The organism is Plesiomonas sp. PI-19 (genome assembly GCF_021368255.1).
In the GTDB taxonomy this organism is placed as follows: Bacteria; Pseudomonadota; Gammaproteobacteria; order Enterobacterales; family CAMTGL01; genus Plesiomonas; species Plesiomonas shigelloides.
In genome coordinates this window covers 843,129-865,794 of the sequence record NZ_JAJNMQ010000001.1, presented here as the reverse complement: position 1 = coordinate 865,794, position 22,666 = coordinate 843,129, and the positions used below count along the sequence as shown (strand labels likewise).

Genomic DNA, 22,666 nt, shown 5'->3' with positions numbered 1-22,666 from the left:
TACGCCACAGTTGCAGCAATACTCAGCTCTCTGTTCTAGCCGGTCTGGCCGGATACACCACGCATTACAGCGGCGGTGGACCACTTGCTAGCCAATCGGCAACCGCTTTACGCGCAATTTTAATGCCGCCGCCGCCAAAGCCGTCGGGTAAGCAAAAATAGTGCAGCGGACGCTGAAATCCCGCCAGATGCATTTTCGCCCACGACCGTAGCTCATCTGCCACCGCGCTGGCATCAAACGCCGTATCCGACGAAGAGTTGAATTGCAACACCGCCACCGGTCGCTGCCCAAACTCCGCATCAGTAACCGGCAGAACAAACGCCTGCAACACCTGCGGATGCAGCGCCAGCCCTCGTTCGATTTGCTCTGGCTGGATATTTTCGCCGCCACTGATAAACAAGTTATCAAGGCGACCTAAAATCACCAACTCGCCGCCGCGCATGAAGCCACGATCGCGAGTGGCAAACCAGCCTTCGTCATTCGTCAGTGGCTGCAAAGCCCCATCGCGCCAGTACCCTAGCGCCAGTGGTGCGCCGCGCACCCACACTTCTTCGTCGCGCAAACACAGCTCACGGCGGGGCAGGCATAGCCCCACGCCAGAGCGACTGTCTGCTGCTTTCGCCGTCACCGTGGAGGCCATTTCGGTCATGCCGTAGCCGCACCAGCAATGGATCCCCGCCGCTTGCGCTTGCTGCGTTAATGCTACGGGGATCACCGCACCGCCCAGCAATACTTGCCGCAGCGATGGCAGCGACTGCGGTTGCTGCAACAAGCGGTACAGTTGGGTCGGCACTAAAGAGGCATGGCTACAACCTTGCAGCGCCTGCGCTAAATCACGCAGTGGACGACACACTAAGGTCGCGCCACGCAGCAACCAGCGCCAGACTATCCCCTGCCCAGAGACATGGAACAGCGGCAAACTGAGCAACCAGCTGTCGTGCGCAGTGAACGGCAACATCTGCAGCAGCCCATCGGCACTGGCCAAATGGCACGCCGCCGAATGCACCACGCCTTTCGGTAGGCCGCCAGAGCCGGAGGTCAAGGTCACGGTCGCCGGACGCGACGCGTCCCACGCCACTGGGGCAGCGGCGACAACAGGGCTAACGTCCAACGCGGCGTTAGCTGCTGACGAAGCGCTGTGCGCCGCATCAACGCTAAACAGCATCACGCTAAAGAGCAGCGGAGCCGTCAACATCGCCACGCCGGCAGAGTCAAAAGCATCGACGACTGCCGGCTCAGCGTTCATCTCACCATCGATTGCGGGCATTGCGATGCCAAAACGGACATCCAGCGCCGCGCACAGCGCCACTTGTCGCTCACGCGGCAGCTGTGGATTCACCGGCACCACACGCGCACCGCATTCAATCACGGCCAGATAGTTGAGCAGCAGCGCCGGACTATTCCGCCCAATCAGCGCCACCGCACAGCCTTCTGACACGCCGCATTCAGCCAAATAGGCCGCACGCTGCACCACACAGTTCGCCAGCTGTTGCCAGCTTAAGGTGTCAGACTCAGTGCGCAGTGCCACCGCCTGTGGCGAGTGTGTTGCCCAGTAGCGCCACGGACACACGTCCATCACCGGCAGATCGCTTAACACGGCCAGACTTTTTCCAGCTGACTCACTGACCACAGCGGTAGCGCGCTGTCTGGCCACGGACGCAGCACTTGTGCTTGCATCATCGACAGCGTATCCAAGCCCGGCATGGTGTCCGGCGTCAGCCAAGCGGCCACCCGCGCCAACTGCGTTAAGCCTAAGCTCGACTCAATCGATGAGCTGATGACAGCAATCAGACCGGCCGCATGCGCTTGTTCAACCAACATCTGGCAACGTTGCAGGCTACCCACCAGCGTAGGCTTGATCACTATCGCCGACACGCCGTCTTGTGCTTGCACCTCAAAGCCTTCATCACGCACGGTTTCATCCCACGCGATATTGATGCCGGTGTACTGCGCATAATCGAGACTTTCTTGCGGGGTTTTGCATGGCTCTTCCAAGAACTGAATGCGCGGACGGTAATCCGGATTCACATACTTAGCAAAGCCTTCGGCTTTAGCACGAGTCCACGCACGATTGGCATCTAAGCGCAGTTTCAGATCTGGCAGCGCTTCGAGCAGCATATTCACAATCATGCCGTCGCGCACCGATTCATACAGTCCGACCTTGACCTTCGCGATCTTCTCACCCGGCATCGCGTTTAATGCGGCAAACAGATCGTCTGGATCGCCCGAGCACAATGGCACGGTGCGGTAATCACCGGCCTGTGGCAGCGAGCCATCCAGCTCGGCCAGCGCACAGCTGGTACCAAAGGCGACCGATGGCCACTGTGGCTCAGCCGGTGTTTCACCCGCTAACCACGCGCTCAGCCACGCTTGAGTCTCTTCTTGCGCTTGTGCCAGCGTTTCGGTGCTGAAATACGGTAGCGGGGCGATTTCGCCCCAGCCTTCGCGCTCATCCTGCTGCACATGCAAAATCAAGCCTTCGCGCGTCTTAAGTGGACGGTTGCGAAGGCCGATGCCTGCCTCCATCGGCAGGCTGTAACGGTACAGAGTCGCGGTTCTCATAATAGGAATAATTATTCTAAATTACGGATTACGTTTGAATTTGCTGAAATCTGGCTGACGCTTCTCATTGAAAGCGTTGCGTCCTTCCTGACCTTCTTCGGTCATGTAGAACAGCATAGTGGCATTACCTGCCAGCTCTTGCAGACCCGCTTGGCCATCACAGTCAGCGTTCAGCGCCGCTTTCAGGCAACGCAGAGCCATCGGGCTGTTGCGCAGCATTTCACGACACCAGCGCACGGTTTCGCGCTCCAGCTGCTCCAGTGGAACAACGGTGTTCACCAGACCCATGTCTAGCGCTTGCTGCGCATCGTACATGCGGCACAGGAACCAAATTTCGCGCGCTTTTTTCTGGCCGACGATGCGAGCCATGTAAGACGCACCCCAGCCGCCGTCGAAGGAGCCGACTTTCGGGCCAGTTTGACCAAATTGGGCATTTTCAGCCGCAATCGTCAGGTCACACATCATATGCAGCACGTGACCGCCACCCACTGCGTAACCGGCTACCATCGCCACCACCGGCTTTGGACAGGTACGGATCTGACGCTGGAAATCCAGCACGTTCAGGTGATGCACGCCGGAATCATCACGGTAGCCACCGTAGTCGCCACGGATCTTCTGGTCGCCGCCAGCGCAGAACGCTTTGTCGCCCTGACCGGTCAGCACAATCACACCGACGTTGTCGTCATAACGCGCATCAGCCAGTGCTTGCAGCATCTCTTTCACAGTCTGTGGACGGAACGCGTTACGCACTTCTGGGCGGTTGATAGTGATCTTAGCGATCCCGTCAGCAGATTTTTGGTACAGGATGTCAGTGTAGTCTGCGCTGCAGTCCTGCCATTCAATCGGGGCGTACAGTTCTTCTTCGCTCGGATAAAGCATCGGGCTATGTCCTGTAAGTAATGAAAAAATAAGTGGATAAAAGCATAAAAAACCGCACCGTCAGCGTTCAGAAACGAACAGCTAAAACGGTGCGTGAAATTTCAGTTCAACGGGCGTCAGCAGTTTCTGCTGACGGCGGCGTTGATGCACGTTCTGTCGCAGACGCTTGCGCTAAAATCGCGCGGATCTGCGCCGCATAAGCGGTTGGATTGCCGTAATGAGCATTGTGTCCAGCCTGTGGGATCAGCGCGAGCGGATAACCGTGCTGACGCGCCAAGGTGACGAACTTCAAATCAGTCTCACCACACAGATAGTGGAATGGCAACGGCAGATCGCGCAGCGGCTGGCCCATTTGTGGCTGACGCCCTAAGGAAGAGCCTTCCAGCATCATGGCTAACGCTCGGCCATCGTTGGCCGCACGGCGTTGTTGCAACTCACTGCGTTGCGTTGGATTCAAATCGGCAAACACCGGTTGGCGATACCAGTCGCGCAGCACATCGGCCAGCGCCTCACGACGAAAACGCTCTGCCCAACGCCGGTCGTGGTACCAACGGCCCAGACACTGCTCTTCTTGCGGCAGGCCCGGATGCGCGCCTTCCAAAATCAACCCACGCAGACCTTGCGGCGGCTGGCCATTGGCCGTTTGCGTCGCATGGTAGGCCGCAATGCGCCCGCCCATGGAGTAGCCTATCAGCCAATAATCGTGAATGCCTTGCGCTGCCAGTGTCGCCGTCAGCAGGCGATTCACTTCGGCCATCGAACGCACGCTAAATCCAGTTGAACCGCCGTGTCCCGGCAGGTCAACAGTCAGCAGCGGATAGTCGGCCAATTGACCTGTCACCGCTTGCCAATCATCACCATTGCCGAGAAAACCATGCAGCCAAACCAGCCACGGTTTGCCTTGTTCACTCAGCGCCGTGTCACCACGGCGGACACAGTGCAAGGTTGATGAATTCTGAGGTGACACTTGCGCTTCAACTGATTGAGTTTTAACTGATAACGGCATCTCGCACCTGTTGCAGTAATGTCCGCAGGGTTTCAGCGCCCTCGCTGTCGGCAACTTTCAGCTCCATCAGCATGGCACCATTTTTCACATACGCCTGACGCAGCGCGGTTCCCACATCAGCCCAGGTGTACGGGCGGGCATACGCCATCCCAAACATGGCGGCAGCATGGGAAAAATCTAGCCCATGCGGCATGCGGTAGAAACGTTCACGCTCTGCTTCCGGCGCAGGTAATAGATCAAAGATAGCCCCACCGTTGTTATTAATCACGATCAGCACAAACGGCACACCGAGATTACGCAGCAGCGCCATCGAGTTCAGATCGTACAACGCCGAGGTATCACCGACGATCGCCAGTGTTGGCTTACCACCGGCCTTGGCAACGCCTGCCGCGGTTGAGATCAAGCCATCAATGCCACTGGCACCGCGATTGCTGTAAGTTGGGTAATTTTCAGGCAAGGTGCCCAGCGCATCAATCAAACGCACAATCAGGCTGTTACCTAAGAAAACTTGGCCATCTGGCGGCAGAATTTTATTCAAGTGGTGCGCGATCGAGGCTTCACAGAGCTTGGAACCCAAGTGTTTTTGCACTTGCGTATGGGCAAAACGCGCCAACGCCGGCAACTCAATCGCCCACGGCTTACGTTGCCCTTCAGCGGGATGGGCACGAACCCAATCGGCAATACCGGCGCAAATCCGGCGGCTACGATGATGATACGGGTCTAAACGCTCACTATGCGGCGCTACCACCCAATACTCTTGTACACACAGGCTTTCCAGCCACTGGCACACCCGTTTGGAGATAAAGCGGCCACCCAGTTGGATGACAATCTCTGCCTCAGCCAAACGCTCTAGCGCATGCGGGTTACTCAGCCACAAATCGGCATACGGCAGCATCGGCGATACGCCGGATTGCACGTCAGTGATCAACGGCCAGCCCAAACGCTGTGCCCACGCCGCGACGGCGGCCCCTTCTTCGGGCGCCATTTGACCGGCGACAATCACCCCTTTGCGCTTGCACAGGGTATCCCAATGCGGATCAGTTTCGACTGACGCTTGCGGATGACGGAAAGTTAGCCATGGGGCATCACCACCCAGCCAATCGGCCACCGGCTGCATCCACTCTTGATACAAGCTGGTGTCATTGCCGTACAGCGGCTCCGCAAACGGGCAGTTCACATGCACTGCGCCGCCCTCTTGCGCCTGACGGTGCATCGCGGTATCCAACTCGGATAGCAGCCAACGCACCGGAATATCCGGCGTAGGGCGCGGTAAATTCAGACTGACACACGGATGGTCGGCAAACATACCCGGCTGACGAATCGCTTGATTCGCGCCACAATCCACCAGCTCTGGCGGACGGTCTGCCGTCAGCAACACCAGTTTTTCTTTGGTCAAACCGGCTTCAATCAGAGCCGGATACAAATTGGCCACCGCCGTTCCGGAGGTCACGATAACCGCAACCGGCTGATTTAACGCCTTTGCCATACCGAGCGCCATATGTCCTAAACCACGCTCATCAAAATGGGTGTGGCAGGTCAATTTGGCATGCGCGGCCGCTTCCAGCGTCAGCGGTGTTGAGCGGGAACCGGGGGCAATACAGACATGGCGAACCCCGTGACGGGTAATCGCTTCCAGCACTACCCCCGCCCAGCGACGATTAAAGGCACTTGTTGACATAGTCGGGCTCCAGCAAAGTGCGCAGGCCGGCGGCTTTGCGCTCAATCTCCTGCCACTCAGCTTCTGGGTCAGAGCCGGGGACAATTCCAGCCCCGGCAAATAAATGAACTTGGTTTTGTTGGATCAACGCCGAACGGATAGCCACGGTAAACTCCGCGCGCTCACGGGAAATGTGCCCAACAGAGCCGGCATACCAGCCGCGCTCAAAAGGCTCATGTTCGTGAATAAAGCGCCGCGCCGGCTCACGCGGTAATCCCGCGACCGCGGCGGTTGGATGCAACCAAGTCAAACACTGGGCATCATCGGCTTGCCGTAATTGGGCGGTGATCCGTCGCCGCAGATGCTGCACTTTACGCAGTGCCAACACCTCTGCAGGCAAAACATCTAGATTATCCACATGTCCGCTTAAACGTGAACAGATATCTTCCACTACCAGTAGATTTTCGTGCTGATTTTTCTTATCAGAAAGCAGCCACTGAGCCAGCTGATGATCCTGAATATCATCCCCAGTACGCGACACCGTCCCAGCCAGCGCTTCGGTGTACAGCGTCTGACCACTGCGGCGGAACAAACGCTCGGGGCTGGAGCCAACAAAACCGTGGCTATCATCCAGCGCCAACATAAAATGGAAACAGCGGTGATTCACACGGCGACTGGCGGCCAGCAATTCAGCCGGCGCCACTGGCTTATCCAGCGTCAGCGTGGTTTTACGCGCTAACACCACTTTATCAAATTCACGCGCCTCAATAGCCGCCAGAGATTTGCGGATCAGCGCAAACCAGCCCGCTTTATCGGGCGCATGGCGCGCTTGCTCCACCGTCACATCCGGCAAATTCAGCGCACTTGACGCCACCAGCTGACACAGCTGTTGCCACGCTTGCAGGCCATCTTCTCGCAGCGAAGTGTGGCTATGCAGGTTAATGGTTAACCACGCCCCTTTGGTGGTCTGGCGCAGTTCAAAGCGCGGCAAGAAAAACCAGCCGCTCAAACAGCCGTGGCTACGCGCTTGCAAGCCATCAAATGCTGTACCGCCCCACACGCGCAGCGGTTCGTTCTGCGCCTGTAAGAACTCACTGACCGCATCAGGGCGATTAAACACGCGAACTTGCCCCAGCGCGGCGACCTCTTCAGAGCCATCACGGTGCAACCAGTAAAATTTGGGAAACAGCGGCTGAGCTGACAACCAGTCAAGTAATTTGCCAGCATCTCGGCGTAGCATGGAGAACGTAAATTGCCGGATACCGGGAGAATCCGGTAACGCCGCAGAGGAAGAATCGGAATGGGTGACATCCGGTACGGCGTTATCCGCCGGGCCACAAAACAGCTGACGCAGTCTGGGCATCAGTTCATCAAGCAGGTTCAAAGTAACCTCACGCGTAAGCAATCCACTTACTCTGGTTATTTTCGCTCTCCTGATTTTCATTTTGATCCATGGAGAGTCATCACAAAACAGCCATATTGTAACGCCAAACGGCCAGTTTCAACGACCGTGGTCACACAGACTTATTCAAAGTCATAATTTTAATCTATTTTATTGCCATTTAGCACAATAAAATACCAATTAGTAACGCTTAATAGTTATCTATGCGCCGCTAGCGGAGCCACATACAGAGCGTTGCTCTGAAATCAACCAGTTAGCTTTCGCCGCTGCCGCCCACAGAGTAAAGTGCTGGAGTATCTCTCTTTATATTTAAAACAGTGGCGCGCCTTACTATGCATACTCTCAATAAGTCTACAAAACTCGATAACGTTTGCTATGACATCCGCGGCCCGGTATTAAAAGAAGCCAAACGCTTAGAAGAAGAAGGCAACAAAATTCTCAAGCTGAATATCGGCAACCCCGCGCCTTTTGGTTTTGAAGCGCCCGATGAAATTTTGGTCGATGTGATTCGCAATCTGCCTACCGCGCAAGGCTACTCAGACTCCAAAGGATTATATTCCGCTCGTAAAGCCATTATGCAGCACTATCAAAAGCGCAACATGATGGACGCCACCGTGGAAGACATCTATATCGGTAACGGGGTTTCCGAGCTGATTGTGATGGCGATGCAGGCCTTGCTGAATAATGGCGACGAAATTCTGGTGCCAGCGCCTGATTATCCGCTGTGGACAGCGGCAGTTTCCCTGTCCGGCGGCTCTGCCGTGCACTACATGTGCGATGAAGAAGCCGGCTGGTTCCCTGATTTAGACGATATCAAACGTAAAATCACCCCGCGCACCAAGGGGATTGTGATCATCAACCCCAATAACCCTACCGGTGCGGTTTACAGCAAAGAATTGCTGCTCGAGGTCGTGGAAATTGCGCGCCAACATAACCTCGTGATCTTTGCCGATGAAATTTACGACAAGATCCTGTACGACCACGCGGTGCACCACTCGATCGCAGCCTTAGCGCCGGATCTGCTGACCGTTACCTTTAACGGATTGTCCAAAACCTACCGCGTGGCCGGTTTTCGCCAAGGTTGGATGGTACTGCACGGCCCGAAAAAGCACGCTAAGAGCTATATCGAAGGCTTAGAGATGCTGGCCTCGATGCGCTTGTGTGCGAACGTGCCGATGCAACACGCTATTCAAACCGCTATTGGTGGTTATCAGAGCATCAACGAATTTATCCATCCGGGTGGTCGCCTGTACGAGCAACGTAACCGCGCGTGGGAGCTGATCAACGAGATCCCAGGGATCTCCTGCGTCAAGCCGATGGGCGCGCTGTATATGTTCCCGAAACTGGATCAGAAGAAATTCAATATCCGTAACGATCAAAAAATGGTGCTCGACCTGCTGCTACAAGAAAAAGTGCTGCTGGTTCAGGGAACCGGCTTTAATTGGCCGCATCCCGATCATTTCCGGATCGTCACGCTGCCACGTGTGGATGAGTTGGAGATGGCAATCGGTAAACTGGGGCGTTTCTTCTCCACGTACCACCAATAAGTACCATTAATAAGCGGCACCGTTAATTTTCCCCTGTCACACTCATCCGGCATACATGCCTGCCCAAGCACTCCCTCACCGGAGTGCTTTTTCTTGGCCTTTTTACAGCTGAATCTGATACCAGCGCCGCTTTTGCTTCTTCGCGCCCTTTGCCGCACAATATTGTTCTGGCATCGGTTAAGGAGTAATGGAATGAACCACAGCCACTTTTTCGCCTACCTGTCGCGGATGAAACTGATCAACCGCTGGCCGTTAATGCGCAATGTGCAAACGGAAAATATCTCCGAGCACAGCTTGCAAGTCGCCTTTGTGGCTCACGCATTGGCACTGATTAAAAACAAAAAATTCGCAGGGAATGTTAACCCTGAGCGCATCGCCCTGATTGCCATGTTCCACGATGCTGGCGAAGTGTTAACCGGTGATTTGCCCACCCCTATCAAGTACTACAACCCAGAAATTGCCCGCGAATACAAAAAAATTGAAAAAATCGCCGAGCAAAAACTGGTCGGTATGTTGCCTCCCGAGTTTCAAGACGACTACCGAATGCTGATTGACTCCGATGCGCTGCAACCTGAGGAGCAACACATCGTCAAACAAGCCGACGCCCTGTGTGCCTATCTCAAGTGCATCGAAGAGCTCTCGGCAGGGAATAACGAATTTAAACTGGCCAAAAAACGGCTGAAGAAAACCTTGCGTGACCGCCACAGTGAAGAGATGGATTACTTCATGAACGTGTTTGTACCGAGCTTTCATCTTTCTTTAGATGAAATCAGTCACGATGAACAAGGCACGCTGTAATCACGCCGAGTGAAGGCAAAAAATACAAAAAAGAACAGGAATCACCATGAAACCAATCGCTGCCCTGATGCTGTTACTGGCCCTGACCGGCTGTAAAGAGAAAGAAAAAGTGCTGAAAGTGACGTTGGATCAACCCACCCTCACCGAAACACAAATGCAAAACGTGGTCAGTGCGTGGCGCAAACTCAAAGAGATGTGCCCCGCGTTAGCCAGTAAAGACATTGTGCATGTTACCGGCGTCTTAGAAGACGAAACCACCATGCCCGGTTGGGGCGCGATGTACCCGCAGTTCAAACAATACCAGTGGGTGGGCGATATTCTGTTTCAAGCCGAAGACGGCACGCGCAAGCAGACCTATAACCTGATGTTCGGTTACGGTCAGCAGCCGGCCATTTTATATAAAGAGACCCAACTTACTGAGCTGTGTCAGTGGCAAGGGAAAGTCGAGCGGTTGAACGACCAATACTGGATTTACAAGCAGTAAACGGTGTTTATCACCACACGCTAACAACAAAAAATCCGGCGCAGTGGCCGGATTTTTTATGTCTCAGGCATCAAGGCCATTAGTAAGTCAGGAAGATTTCCTGAATCTTAGCTGGGTCTTGCGTTTGCGTCAGCGCCAGCTGCAGCAGAACACGCGCTTTTTGCGGGTTCAACGGGCCAGCTGCCACAAAGCCGTACTTGGCATCATCGATTTCCGCATCCAGCGTTGTGGAGCCTGTAGGCACACGGGATGAACGCACAACTGCGGTACCGTTTTTAGCCGCTTTTTCCAGCACATCAAAGGTGGTGTTGTACAGGTTACCGTTACCCACACCAGCAGTCACGATACCGTCATACTTCGCATCCACCAGCGCTTTCACTGGCTCTACCGCCATGTTGGAGTAACCGTACACGATACCCACTTTCGGCAGCTTATCCAGCTTGCTCACATCGAACTGGCTTTCGCTGGTGTGCTTACGAGTAGGGGTACGCTGGTAATCAATCTTACCGTTATGGATGTAACCCAGTGGGCCATAGTTTGGCGCTTGGAAGGTGTTCACTTCGGTGGTGTTCATCTTCACCACGTCACGGGCACCCAGTACGGTGTCGTTCATGGCAACCATCACGCCACGGCCTTTCGAGTTGGCATCAGCTGCCGTTACCACCGCGTTATACAGGTTGAATGGACCGTCTGCGCTCATCGCAGTAGAAGGACGCATCGCGCCTACCAGTACCACAGGCTTGTCGCTCTTCACGACCAAGTCCAGGAAATACGCGGTCTCTTCCATGGTATCCGTACCGTGAGTAATCACGATGCCATCCACGTCGTCCTTCGCCAGCAGCTCATTGACACGCTTGGCCAGCTTCAGCCAGACTTCGTCATTCATATCCTGAGAGCCGATTTTCACTACCTGCTCACCGGACACATCAGCGACCGATTTCATCTCTGGCACCGCAGCAATCAGAGCATCCACCCCGACTTTACCGGCGGTATAGCTGGAGTCAGTCGCAGAATTGGTGGTACTGGCACCGGCAATGGTTCCGCCTGTAGCCAGAATCGTGATATTAGGTAAATCAGCAGCAAATGCAGCACCGGAAAACCACAAAGCGACAACAGAAGCACTCAGTGTTTTTTGAAAAGTTTTACTGATAGTCATCGTGTTACATCCATTTAGTTATCGACCGCCGCTCATTATGCCGAGCACGGCCGATAAAAATGTGATTAATCGTGAAAAAAGAGGGACGAATGCAGCATAAAAATCTGAGAGTGTTACTTGCCGCACATAAAAATAACCGTCAACAGTGGTTAGCTTAGCGCCTTATCAGAAGGAAGATGTGTGTATGCGTAAAACGATCCTGACCTGTGCAGTACTGGTCAGCTGTTGGGCGGGCACGGCGCTAGCCAATACCGGCCTGCAGCAAGTTGCGGATGACACGGTCAACACCAAACAACGCGCGCAAGCCTTTGCTGCGCTCGAACCGAGCTTACCCCCAGATCCGGGGATGGCGGGCACGGTTTCTTTAGTTGGAGTCGATCTCGATGGCGATGGCGTTCGTGATGACGTTCAGCGTAAAATTGCCGCCCGATATCCGAATGCGCCCAGCAAGCGAGCAGCGCTGTTGCAACTGACAAATGCCATCACCACCAGCATGCTGACCTACCATCAGGAGCTGATGGATAAAAAAGATATTAGCGTCACCGGCGAAGAGATCTCACGCGCTGCTGCGTGTGCCACATTCCAGAATGTGACGCCGGGATTTTCGCTCAAAGAACTGGAACAATGGATTGCCAACACCCCAGAGCGTCAACTGGCCTACTCAGCGCTGAATGACTATCTAGCGGTAAACGGTGATTTTTATAACTATGCTGTGGAAGGTGCCGCCAACTGCGATAGCAGTTATTACCAGCAGTTGGTACGCTGACCAAGTAAGACGTGCGTTCAACCTGCCACTGGCAGTGCGAATGCATGACAATAACGACCGGCGCTGTGATGACCGGTGTACTGACTAAACTAAACGGACTCTGTGCACATGCAAACTTTCATTCCGGGCAAAGACGCAGCCCTAGAAGATTCTATCGAGCGTTTCCAGTCCAAACTGAAAGCATTGGGATTTAATATCGAGGAAGCCTCATGGCTGAACCCTGTGCCTAACGTCTGGTCCGTTCACATTCGTGACAAAGACTGTCCGCAATGTTTCACCAACGGTAAAGGTGCCACCAAAAAAGCGGCACTGGCTTCCGCGCTGGGTGAATATTTTGAACGTCTGTCCACCAACTATTTCTTTGCCGACTTCTATCTGGGCCAAGACATCGCCGACGGCGATTTTGTCCATTACCCTGATGAAAAATGGTTCCCGCTGCCTGATGACGACAGCCTGCCGGAAGGCGTGCTGGATGAAGGCCTGCGTGATTTCTACGATCCCGAAGGCGACCTGTGCGCATCTGGCCTGATTGATCTGCAATCGGGCAATGAAGAGCGTGGGATCTGCGCCCTGCCGTTTACCCGTCAGTCTGATGGCGAAGTGGTGTACATCCCAATGAACATCATCGCCAACCTGTACGTGTCAAACGGCATGTCCGCCGGTAACACCCGCTATGAAGCGCGCGTACAAGGCTTGTCTGAAGTGTTCGAGCGCTACATCAAAAACCGTATCATCTCTGAAGCCATCAGCCTACCGCTGATCCCAGAAGATGTAATGGCGCGCTACCCGCACGTACAAGAAGCGATCGCTACGCTGGAAACCGCCGGCTACCCAATTTTCGCTTACGATGCCTCACTGGGCGGTCAGTATCCAGTGATTTGCGTGGTGCTGTTTAACCCAGAAAATGGATCTTGCTTCGCCTCTTTCGGTGCCCACCCAATGTTTGGTGTGGCGCTGGAGCGTACCGTAACCGAGCTGCTGCAAGGCCGCAGCCTGAAAGATTTGGATGTGTTCTTACCGCCGTCATTCGACAACGACGAAGTGGCCGAGCACGCCAACTTAGAAACTCACTTCATTGATTCGAGCGGTTTGATCTCGTGGGATCTGTTCAAGACCGAAGCTGACTACGAGTTCGCGGACTGGAACTTCGGTGATGATACCGAGCAAGAGTTCGCCGGCTTGATGAGCATCTTTGCCGATGAAGGCGCGGAAGTGTACATCGCCGATTACGAGCACTTAGGCGTGTACGCCTGCCGTATTCTGGTACCGGGCATGTCTGAAATCTATCCGGTTGACGATCTGCTGCTGGCCAACAACAACATGGGCATGCACCTGCGTGACATTATCCTGAGCCTGCCCGATTCCGAGTGGGAAAAAGAAGACTACATGGCCTTCTATAACCAGCTGGATGATGAAGGGATGGATGATTTCACCCGCGTACGCGAACTGCTGGGCTTTGTGCCGGGCTCTAACAGCCCGTGGCATACCCTGCGTGTGGGCGAGCTGAAGTCGATGCTGGCGATGGCCGCAGGTGAATTGGATGTGGCTCTGGAGTGGGTAGATTGGACGATGGAGTTCAACGCGTCGGTGTTCCCATCTGAGCGCGCTAACTACTATCGCTGCCTGAAAGCCTCGTTAGAGCTGTTCTTAGATGAAGAGCGCCACCCTGAGCAGTATCGTCCGGCCTTCGAGCGCATGTACGGCGCCGAAACCGTTGAAGCCGCGTGGCAAGGCGTGCGTGGTGAACAGCGTTTCTACGGTCTAAATGCCGCCGACAGCACTCTGGAAGCCTTCCCGGCGCACCAAGCACTGTTGGAAGCGTATCAGAAGCTGCAAACGGCTAAGCGCACCTTCTGGAGCTAATTGAGTTAACTGCCGCTTCAGTAAACATGTAGCGCAACGCAAATAAAGCAATCATGCCACATCGGCACCGTGGAACGCCTCAAGGCCAGCCTGCGGTGCCGATTTTCGTTACCACTTACAGTATTGGCTAACGATTTTGTTCTCGGCCCTCTCAGCGCCATCTGTCTTTCCTGCTTTTCTAAACTTGCTATTTTTCGGCTTTCCCTGTTTTTCCGTTTTCTATCCACCCACAATGAGCCTGCCAGTGCCCGTTCCGCTATTTCGACTGTATTTGTGCCAATATTTGCCACAATGCCATGCAGGAATGTTACCAAAGTGCTAAAATAAGCTATGCTGCACTGCCACCAGTATGCTTTATTTGCCAATCAGCGAATAATGGCGCGGATTATGTCTCATAAATGCGGCAACAGTCTGATTGGAAAACACTTTTTATGACGCTCAGTTATTAAGCATATTGTTGTTTAATTTCGTAATTTAGTTACATTCAATTTTTAGAATAAACTTTCAAAAATATTTTCTCTATATTTTTCATACAGATAAACAAAAACCCATGTTAATAACCCTGTAAATTGTGTTATATAATTTCACCATTATGATCTAGATCAAGTTTAGCTATCGCTTAATTTGCTAGTATGCTTTCGCCAATTTCATGTCACTGAGTAACCGTGTGTGAAAACAGAAAACTCATCTCATGTTGATGCTTTGCCACCTGCAACGATGGCTAAAACAGCCGAAAACGTTGGTGTCTATAAAGCGACGAAAAATCAAAACCAATCTTTCCTGCTCGCAATCATGGCAGGCGTTTTCATCTCCATCGCATTTGTCTTCTACACTACCGTCATGACCGGCACCGGCTCTGTTGCTTGGGGTCTGGCCAAAATGGTGGGTGGTTTAGCCTTTGCTCTGGGGCTGATTCTGGTCGTACTGTGTGGCGGTGAGTTGTTCACCTCGACGGTGCTGACCCTTGTCGCCAAAGCCAGTAACCGCATTACCTGGAAACAGATGTTCCGTAACTGGGTCGTGGTGTATGTCGGCAACTTCGTTGGCGCTATCTTCTTTGTCGGCCTGATTTGGCTGGCGGGTCAGCACATGGCGGCTGACGGCCAGTGGGGTCTGACCGTACTCAAAACAGCCCAGCATAAGCTGCATCACTCCTTCACTCAGGCCATTGCGCTGGGTGTGCTGGCGAACCTGATGGTTTGTCTGGCCGTATGGATGACCTATGCAGGTCGCTCGGTTACCGATAAGATTCTGGCTATGCTGTTGCCGGTTGCCATGTTCGTGGCTAGCGGTTTTGAACACAGCATCGCTAACATGTTTATGATCCCAATGGGTATCGTGATTCACTCTTTTGCCAGCCCAGAATTCTGGACTGCAATGAACGTGGATCCCGCTCAGTTTGCGGATCTGACCGTATCTCACTTTGTCTTCAATAATCTGATCCCTGTCACTATCGGTAACATCATCGGTGGTGCCCTGCTGGTCGGAATGATGAACTGGGTTATTTTTCTGCGCGGTGAGAAGGTTTTACCGGCATCGCTGCGTACTGCGCTTTCGCAAGAAACACCACAGAATTAAGGTAGGTGCATAATGGCCGAATTAAATCCAAACTTCGCTAACGCTTGGGAAGGCTTTGCCTCCGGCGAATGGCAACACGCTGTCGACGTTCGTGACTTCATCCAGAAGAACTACACTCCGTATGAAGGTGACGAAGCGTTCCTGGCTGGTGCAACTGAAGCTACCACCAAGCTGTGGGATTCCGTCATGGAAGGCATCAAAGAAGAAAACCGCACTCACGCGCCGGTTGACTTTGATACTGACCTGCCGTCTACCATTACTTCTCACGATGCCGGTTATATCGACCAGTCTCTGGAAACTATCGTTGGTCTGCAGACTGACGCGCCTCTGAAGCGTGCGCTGATCCCATTCGGTGGCATCAAGATGGTTGAGGGTTCCTGCAAAGTTTACGGTCGTGAACTGGACCCAATGGTTAAGAAGATCTTCACCGAATACCGTAAGACTCACAACCAAGGCGTGTTCGACGTTTATACTCCGGACATCCTGCGTTGCCGTAAGTCTGGCGTTCTGACTGGTCTGCCTGATGCCTACGGCCGTGGCCGTATCATCGGTGACTACCGTCGTATCGCGCTGTACGGTATCGACTTCCTGATGGCGGACAAGTTCGCACAGTTCGGTTCCCTGCAATCTCGTCTGGAAAACGGCGAAGATCTGGAAATGACCATCCAGCTGCGTGAAGAAATCGCAGAACAACACCGCGCTCTGGGCCAGATCAAAGAGATGGCTGCTAAGTACGGTTTCGACATCTCCGGTCCTGCTAAGAACGCTAAAGAAGCGATTCAGTGGACTTACTTCGGCTACCTGGCTGCAGTTAAGTCTCAGAACGGCGCGGCAATGTCTCTGGGTCGTACCTCTACTTTCCTGGACATCTTCATTGAGCGTGACCTGAAAGCCGGTCTGATCACTGAACAAGAAGCGCAGGAAATGGTTGACCATTTCGTTATGAAACTGCGTATGGTACGTTTCCTGCGTACTCCAGAATACGATACCCTGTTCTCTGGCGACCCAATCTGGGCAACCGAATCTCTGGCCGGTATGGGTCTGGACGGTCGTACCCTGGTTACCAAGAACAGCTTCCGTTTCCTGAACACCCTGTACACCATGGGTCCATCTCCAGAGCCAAACATGACCATCCTGTGGTCTGAAGCTCTGCCAGAAGGCTTCAAGCGTTATGCAGCGAAAGTATCTATCGATACTTCTTCCCTGCAGTACGAAAACGACGACCTGATGCGTCCAGACTTCAACTCCGACGACTACGCGATCGCATGCTGCGTATCTCCAATGATCGTTGGTAAGCAAATGCAGTTCTTCGGTGCCCGTGCGAACCTGGCTAAGACCATGCTGTACGCAATCAACGGCGGTGTGGACGAAAAACTGAAGATGCAAGTGGGTCCAAAAGAAGCGCCAATGACTGACGCCGTTCTGGATTACGACAAAGTTATGGATCGTCTGGACCACTTCATGGACTGGCTGGCTAAGCAGTACGTGACCGCTCTGAACGTGATCCACTACATGCACGACAAGTACAGCTACGAAGCCTCTCTGATGGCGCTGCACGACCGTGACGTAGTACGTACCATGGCGTGTGGTATCGCAGGTCTGTCTGTAGCTGCTGACTCCCTGTCTGCTATCAAGTACGCTAAAGTTAAGCCAGTACGTGACGAAGACGGTATCGCTATCGACTTCGAAATCGAAGGCGACTATCCGAAGTTCGGTAACAACGATGCGCGTGTAGATGACATCGCTTGTGACCTGGTTGAACGTTTCATGAACAAGATCCGCGCACTGCGTACTTACCGCAACGCGATCCCAACTCAGTCCGTTCTGACCATCACTTCTAACGTAGTTTACGGTAAGAAGACTGGTAACACTCCAGACGGCCGTCGTGCTGGCGCTCCGTTCGGTCCAGGTGCTAACCCAATGCACGGCCGTGACGAGAAAGGTGCTGTTGCATCCCTGACCTCGGTTGCCAAACTGCCATTTGCTCACGCGAAAGACGGTATCTCTTATACCTTCTCTATCGTGCCAAATGCACTGGGTAAAGACATGGAAGCGCAGAAGCGTAACCTGGTTGGTCTGATGGATGGTTACTTCCACCACGAAGCGTCCATCGAAGGTGGTCAGCACCTGAACGTGAACGTAATGAACCGCGAAATGCTGCTGGACGCGATGGAAAATCCTGAGAAATATCCTCAGCTGACCATCCGTGTATCTGGTTACGCAGTGCGTTTCAACTCACTGACCAAAGAACAACAGCAAGACGTTATCACCCGTACTTTCACTCAGTCTCTGTAATCCAGACACTGACGAAAACGAGTAACGCGTTAAGCGAATAAATTAAAGGCCCCGTAAGGGGCCTTTTTTTGTTTCTGGTGCAATAGGTAGCCGGCTTACTTTTGTCGCAACTGACTGCGGCAGCAACTTACGACAGCAGTAAAAAGACACTACCGCGAAGCAAACCGCTATACTGAGCCTGTCGACAGTGCGAAACAGAAACAAACGCATAAAATCCGCACATTTTGTACCAGATTATCCACGATTAGGCGGTTCAATTTCGCTGCCGAAATGGGATAATGAGAAAATCTAATGATGAGCTGAATCCGGCCAGCATCCACCGGAAATGGTAACGCTGTTGCGGCCTGTTACAGTAACAATCGCATCAGCACCGGTTACCCCAGCAGACACTTTGCGGTTCCCTATTAGGTTTCGCAGTGTGAGACAACGCGAAGCAATACAACGAATTGTTTTATCTAAGTTTGTGTTGCAACGGCTTAGACCCGCGCGCTTTGTGTCACGGCGGCGCAAACCTTTTTTACAGTACAGGCTGCTATTGATCAGCCTAACACGGAGTATATCCTGTCTATGTCAGTTAAAGGACGTATCCACTCTTTCGAATCCTGCGGCACCGTTGACGGTCCGGGTATCCGTTTTATCGTGTTCATGCAAGGCTGCCTGATGCGCTGCCTGTATTGCCACAACCGCGATACCTGGGATACCCACGGCGGCAAGGAAGTGACCGTAGAAGAAATCATGAATGATTTACGCTCCTACCGGCATTTCATGAAAGCTTCCGGCGGTGGTATCACGGCGTCCGGCGGTGAAGCCATTTTGCAGGCTGAGTTCGTGCGCGATCTGTTCCGTGCCTGTCAGGCAGAAGGGATCCACACCTGCCTCGATACCAATGGTTTTGTGCGCAAGATGGAGCCGGTGATCGATGAGCTGCTGGATGCCAGCAATCTGGTGATGCTGGATCTCAAGCAGATGAATGACGATGTACACCAGAATCTGGTTGGTGTCTCCAACAAGCGCGTGTTGGACTTTGCCCGCTATCTGGCCAAGCGCAATCAGCCAACGTGGATCCGTTATGTGATTGTACCGGGTTACACCGATGATGACGCCTCCGCCCATCAGTTAGGCGAGTTCACTAAAGATATGCACAATATCGAGAAGATTGAACTGCTGCCATACCACGAGCTGGGCAAGCACAAGTGGGAAGCCATGGGTGAAGAGTACAAGCTCGATGGCGTAAAACCACCGAAGAAAGAAGTGATGGAGCGCATCAAAGGCATTCTGGAAAGCTACGGTCACAAGGTTGCCTACTAACCCGCTGCGTTAACCGAATCAAACACACGAGCGCTACCCTACTACACCGCGGCGCGAGCGTGTAACGGTGACAAAAAAGCCGGTATCAAACGATACCGGCTTTTTTATACACATCGATTACTTACTGAGTATCACTTACGCATTCACAATCTGCGTAATCTCCGCCGCACTTAAGTGATACTGACGTGGGCACGCATGCCAAACTTGCAACATGCGCTGGTACTTCGCCCACATTGGCATCTGGGCATTAAAGCAATGCTCGCAGGCATCAAACTGCGGATAACGCCCTTCGGTCTCGGTCAGGAAACGTACATAGCCCAGCAGATGTGACTCGGAAGCTGCGTCAAACCCTAAGAAATTGAGGCGACGGCGGTCGATGGTACTGGCATCCGCCAGATTGTTAAACGACACCTGCAGCGCATGGTACATCTCCATCACATCGATGATGGTACGGCAATCATCTTCACTGATCTCACCGAAGTGACGATCCAGCTCTCGCAACTGTAAACCGTAGCCACATTCAACAATGGTCTGCAGACGACGATAACGATCGGCCTGTGCCGGATCCAGCATCGCCATCAAGTGATATTGGTTGGAGATAATAAGACGCTGCGCGTTGGTCATTTCCATCGTGTGATTCTCCGCACGTTCCGCAATTTATTTCGCGATTAAAAGAGATTTCCTAATAGCTGTATCGATTCAACAAAACAGCAGTGAAGAAATATCTTTGAAATAAAAAGTAACACGCTAGCGAAAATATTTTTTTGATTTAAACCATCTTTTTATTCTCTGCGCGAAAATAACATTCCCTCGCGCAGATCAATATGTCAGATAAGTCATTCTGTTCTGACAAAGTCGTAATAAAAATAATGATGAAAATAGAAACAACTCGTTTATTTTCGCAACGCAGTTCTTGAAGGTAAGGTCATTTATCGGGCATTTCGGTGCAATAAATAACAGCTGACACGTTACAGCTATTAATCATAAACAACACAACAGAAAACACCAACGTGTATTCATACCGTAAAAAGACCTACAGGGACGCGAAGAAACAAGGGACATGCAGCGCGAAGCGCATAAGTATGCAGCACATTTTGTCTAAAAACATAAAACAGACAGAAAATAAACACAAAACAGAACCAAACTGCATAAAGCAACAAAGTTGCCGTGCTGAACGCCACGACATCTACATAATCCGCATTTAAGTAATCAGCTAAGCCAGCAGCTAAGTCACCAATCCAGCAGCCCAATACTCGCACGTACTCCCCCTACGGATTAGTACGTGCTTATTTGCCGCTTATCAATGACTTAGTAAGATTATTCAGCACGCCGTTTGCTCATGTTTGGCTCATGTTTGGCTCATGTCTGGGCTCACATCCGGCAAGGTTACAGCTCATCGAGCAGAATTTGCCACTCCGGCTTTTTAAAGGCGCGGTTTAAGAGATCGGCCAGCTCTTGGTAGCGCGGCTTAGCCACTGCTGGCATCAAGGCCATACCGCCCGAGCGCATCTTGTCATAGATGTCGCGATACCAACTGGTTAACGCTGGCGGCAACGGTGTATGCGCGCGTTTTCCCAGCCACCATAGCCCTTGAATCGGCAGGCTCAGTGCAAAAAGCCCCACAATCACGGCCATCGCCATGTTGTTTCCGCCGCCTAACGACATCTGCCACGCCACACTGAATACCGCCAGCGCCGGCATAGCACGCTGAGCAAAGCGCGTGGTTTTGATGATGCGTGGCTCAGGGAAAATCAGCCCCAATCGCTTCTCAGCTGGCCACAATTTCATGTACGTTTGCCCGTCCCGGAGCAGCTGCATCCAACCTGGATTCACCTCGTTCATAAGCCCTCCGATTCAACAAAAGTCACAAGCATTAAAATTTTTAAATAAAAATTGATTAAAATTAAGCTTCTTTATTCAATTTATTTTGTGATCTGAGCCAACACTCGGTATCCTATGCGCTCACACAAGCAGGAACAGATCAACTCAACCATAGTCGTATATAAAGAAAGTGTCATCTACTTTCTGTTGCTGAATTTATCGGTAAAAATGTTGTTTGTTTAAGCATACACATTCCTTCCGATATTACACGACGATTACGCACATATGCCTGATCTGTTTATGTAATGATAATCCGTTTAGACGTATAGGTACTTTCTCATGTCGAGCAAGCTGGTTCTGGTTTTAAACTGCGGTAGTTCCTCACTGAAGTTCGCCATCATTGATGCAGCAACAGGTGACGAATATCTGTCCGGTCTGGCCGAGTGTTTTAACCTGCCGGAAGCCCGTATCAAGTGGAAAATGGATGGTGCTAAGCACGAAGCCGAATTGGGCGCCGGTGCTGCACACGCTGAAGCTCTGAGCTACATCGTAAACACCATTCTGCCGCAAAAGCCGGAGCTGTCTGCGAACCTGACCGCCATCGGTCACCGTATCGTTCACGGTGGCGAAAGCTTCACCTCTTCTGCAGTTATCACTCCAGAAGTTATCGAAGGTATCAAGGCTGCGATCCCATTCGCACCTCTGCACAACCCTGCGCACCTGATCGGTATCGAAGAAGCGCTGAAAGAATTCCCTCAACTGGCGGACAAAAACGTAGCGGTATTCGACACTGCGTTCCACCAGACTATGCCACAAGAAGCATACCTGTATGCGCTGCCATATAACCTGTATAAAGAGCAGCACATCCGTCGTTACGGTGCCCACGGTACCAGCCACTTCTACGTAAGCCGTGAAGCAGCGAAGATGCTGAACAAGCCAGTAGAAGAGCTGAACGTGATCACTTGCCACCTGGGTAACGGTGCTTCTGTTGCAGCCATCCGTAACGGTGAGTGCGTAGACACCTCTATGGGTCTGACTCCACTGGAAGGTCTGGTAATGGGTACCCGTTCCGGTGACCTGGATCCAGCAGTGATCTTCCACCTGCACGACGCAATGGGCATGTCTGTTGCTGAAATCAACGAACTGCTGACCAAGAAGTCTGGCCTGCTGGGCCTGACCGAAGTGACCAACGACTGCCGTTACGTTGAAGACAACTACGCGACCGCTGAAAACGCGAAGCGTGCAATGGACGTATTCTGCTACCGTCTGGCGAAGTATGTTTCTTCTTACGCTGCAGCGATGGATGGCCGTCTGGACGCTATCGTATTCACCGGTGGTATCGGTGAGAACTCTGCACTGGTTCGTGAACTGACCATGAAGAAGCTGGCTGTTCTGGGCTTCGAAATGGATGCAGAAGGTAACCTGAAAGCACGCTTCGGTAAGTCCGGTAACATCGCGACTGCCAACAGCCGTCCTGCGCTGGTTATCCCAACCAACGAAGAGCTGGTGATTGCACAAGACGCTGCACGTCTGACTGCCTAATC

General features: G+C 52.7%; 19 protein-coding genes. 9 read left to right on the top strand and 10 right to left on the bottom strand.

Annotated features, from left to right (window positions below):
• Positions 1-64: 64 nt before the first annotated feature.
• The 6 genes from menE to menF form a co-directional block, all read right to left on the bottom strand.
• Complete coding sequence (menE, locus tag LQ901_RS03950; protein ID WP_233672384.1) at positions 65-1,576, bottom strand: o-succinylbenzoate--CoA ligase; 1,512 nt, start codon at positions 1,574-1,576, stop codon at positions 65-67.
• Positions 1,577-1,590: 14 nt separating this feature from the next.
• A complete protein-coding gene (gene menC / locus LQ901_RS03945) occupies positions 1,591-2,562 on the bottom strand; it encodes an o-succinylbenzoate synthase (protein ID WP_064977983.1) in 972 nt (323 codons plus the stop codon).
• 21 nt (positions 2,563-2,583) lie between these two features.
• Positions 2,584-3,441, bottom strand: coding sequence for a 1,4-dihydroxy-2-naphthoyl-CoA synthase (gene menB, locus LQ901_RS03940; protein WP_010864053.1), 858 nt, complete (start codon positions 3,439-3,441; stop codon positions 2,584-2,586).
• Positions 3,442-3,547: 106 nt separating this feature from the next.
• Entirely contained in the window at positions 3,548-4,447 is a 900-nt protein-coding gene (gene menH, locus LQ901_RS03935) for a 2-succinyl-6-hydroxy-2,4-cyclohexadiene-1-carboxylate synthase (RefSeq protein ID WP_064977984.1), read from the bottom strand.
• Positions 4,431-6,125 carry a 2-succinyl-5-enolpyruvyl-6-hydroxy-3-cyclohexene-1-carboxylic-acid synthase gene (menD, locus tag LQ901_RS03930; protein ID WP_064977985.1) on the bottom strand — a complete coding sequence of 565 codons (1,695 nt, stop codon included), beginning with the start codon at positions 6,123-6,125 and terminating at the stop codon, positions 4,431-4,433. Before menD ends, menH begins: the two co-directional genes overlap by 17 nt.
• On the bottom strand, positions 6,106-7,467 hold the full coding sequence (gene menF, locus LQ901_RS03925) for an isochorismate synthase MenF (RefSeq protein WP_082935594.1): 1,362 nt from the start codon (positions 7,465-7,467) through the stop codon (positions 6,106-6,108). Before menF ends, menD begins: the two co-directional genes overlap by 20 nt.
• Before the next feature lie 371 nt (positions 7,468-7,838).
• On the opposite strand from menF, the gene LQ901_RS03920 reads away from it, so the two are divergent.
• The 3 genes from LQ901_RS03920 (at position 7,839) to LQ901_RS03910 (ending at position 10,335) form a co-directional block, all read left to right on the top strand.
• Positions 7,839-9,053 (top strand): pyridoxal phosphate-dependent aminotransferase, encoded by a 1,215-nt coding sequence (locus tag LQ901_RS03920; protein WP_010864057.1) that lies wholly within the window; start codon positions 7,839-7,841, stop codon positions 9,051-9,053.
• A gap of 192 nt (positions 9,054-9,245) precedes the next feature.
• A complete protein-coding gene (yfbR, locus tag LQ901_RS03915) occupies positions 9,246-9,851 on the top strand; it encodes a 5'-deoxynucleotidase (RefSeq protein ID WP_010864058.1) in 606 nt (201 codons plus the stop codon).
• Between the two features lie 46 nt (positions 9,852-9,897).
• Positions 9,898-10,335: a hypothetical protein gene (locus LQ901_RS03910; protein ID WP_039045654.1), complete on the top strand. Its 438-nt coding sequence runs from the start codon at positions 9,898-9,900 to the stop codon at positions 10,333-10,335.
• Between the two features lie 79 nt (positions 10,336-10,414).
• On the opposite strand, the gene ansB is transcribed toward LQ901_RS03910, so the two are convergent.
• Positions 10,415-11,491 (bottom strand): L-asparaginase 2, encoded by a 1,077-nt coding sequence (gene ansB, locus LQ901_RS03905; protein ID WP_197665196.1) that lies wholly within the window; start codon positions 11,489-11,491, stop codon positions 10,415-10,417.
• Between the two features lie 184 nt (positions 11,492-11,675).
• Here ansB and LQ901_RS03900 point away from each other — a divergent pair, with 184 nt between their 5' ends.
• The 5 genes from LQ901_RS03900 to pflA all read left to right on the top strand — a co-directional run bounded on the left by LQ901_RS03900 (position 11,676) and on the right by pflA (position 19,301).
• Positions 11,676-12,257 (top strand): hypothetical protein, encoded by a 582-nt coding sequence (locus LQ901_RS03900; protein ID WP_233671980.1) that lies wholly within the window; start codon positions 11,676-11,678, stop codon positions 12,255-12,257.
• A 108-nt stretch (positions 12,258-12,365) separates the two neighbouring features.
• Positions 12,366-14,120, top strand: coding sequence for a 30S ribosomal protein S12 methylthiotransferase accessory factor YcaO (ycaO, locus tag LQ901_RS03895; protein WP_010864062.1), 1,755 nt, complete (start codon positions 12,366-12,368; stop codon positions 14,118-14,120).
• Between the two features lie 669 nt (positions 14,121-14,789).
• A complete protein-coding gene (gene focA / locus LQ901_RS03890) occupies positions 14,790-15,698 on the top strand; it encodes a formate transporter FocA (protein WP_265847144.1) in 909 nt (302 codons plus the stop codon).
• Between the two features lie 12 nt (positions 15,699-15,710).
• On the top strand, positions 15,711-17,993 hold the full coding sequence (pflB, locus tag LQ901_RS03885; RefSeq protein WP_010864064.1) for a formate C-acetyltransferase: 2,283 nt from the start codon (positions 15,711-15,713) through the stop codon (positions 17,991-17,993).
• 567 nt (positions 17,994-18,560) lie between these two features.
• The gene (gene pflA, locus LQ901_RS03880; RefSeq protein WP_010864065.1) at positions 18,561-19,301 is read left to right on the top strand and encodes a pyruvate formate lyase 1-activating protein; all 741 of its coding nucleotides are present in this window, start codon (positions 18,561-18,563) and stop codon (positions 19,299-19,301) included.
• 135 nt (positions 19,302-19,436) lie between these two features.
• Here pflA and LQ901_RS03875 read toward each other — a convergent pair whose 3' ends face one another.
• The 3 genes from LQ901_RS03875 to yfbV form a co-directional block, all read right to left on the bottom strand.
• Positions 19,437-19,931, bottom strand: a complete 495-nt coding sequence (locus LQ901_RS03875; RefSeq protein WP_010864066.1) for a YfbU family protein — start codon at positions 19,929-19,931, stop codon at positions 19,437-19,439.
• A gap of 386 nt (positions 19,932-20,317) precedes the next feature.
• Positions 20,318-20,560 carry a hypothetical protein gene (locus tag LQ901_RS03870; RefSeq protein WP_152136351.1) on the bottom strand — a complete coding sequence of 81 codons (243 nt, stop codon included), beginning with the start codon at positions 20,558-20,560 and terminating at the stop codon, positions 20,318-20,320.
• A gap of 127 nt (positions 20,561-20,687) precedes the next feature.
• On the bottom strand, positions 20,688-21,143 hold the full coding sequence (yfbV, locus tag LQ901_RS03865) for a terminus macrodomain insulation protein YfbV (RefSeq protein ID WP_010864067.1): 456 nt from the start codon (positions 21,141-21,143) through the stop codon (positions 20,688-20,690).
• 318 nt (positions 21,144-21,461) lie between these two features.
• Here yfbV and ackA point away from each other — a divergent pair, with 318 nt between their 5' ends.
• Entirely contained in the window at positions 21,462-22,664 is a 1,203-nt protein-coding gene (gene ackA, locus LQ901_RS03860; RefSeq protein ID WP_010864068.1) for an acetate kinase, read from the top strand.
• The last annotated feature ends 2 nt before the right edge of the window (positions 22,665-22,666 follow it).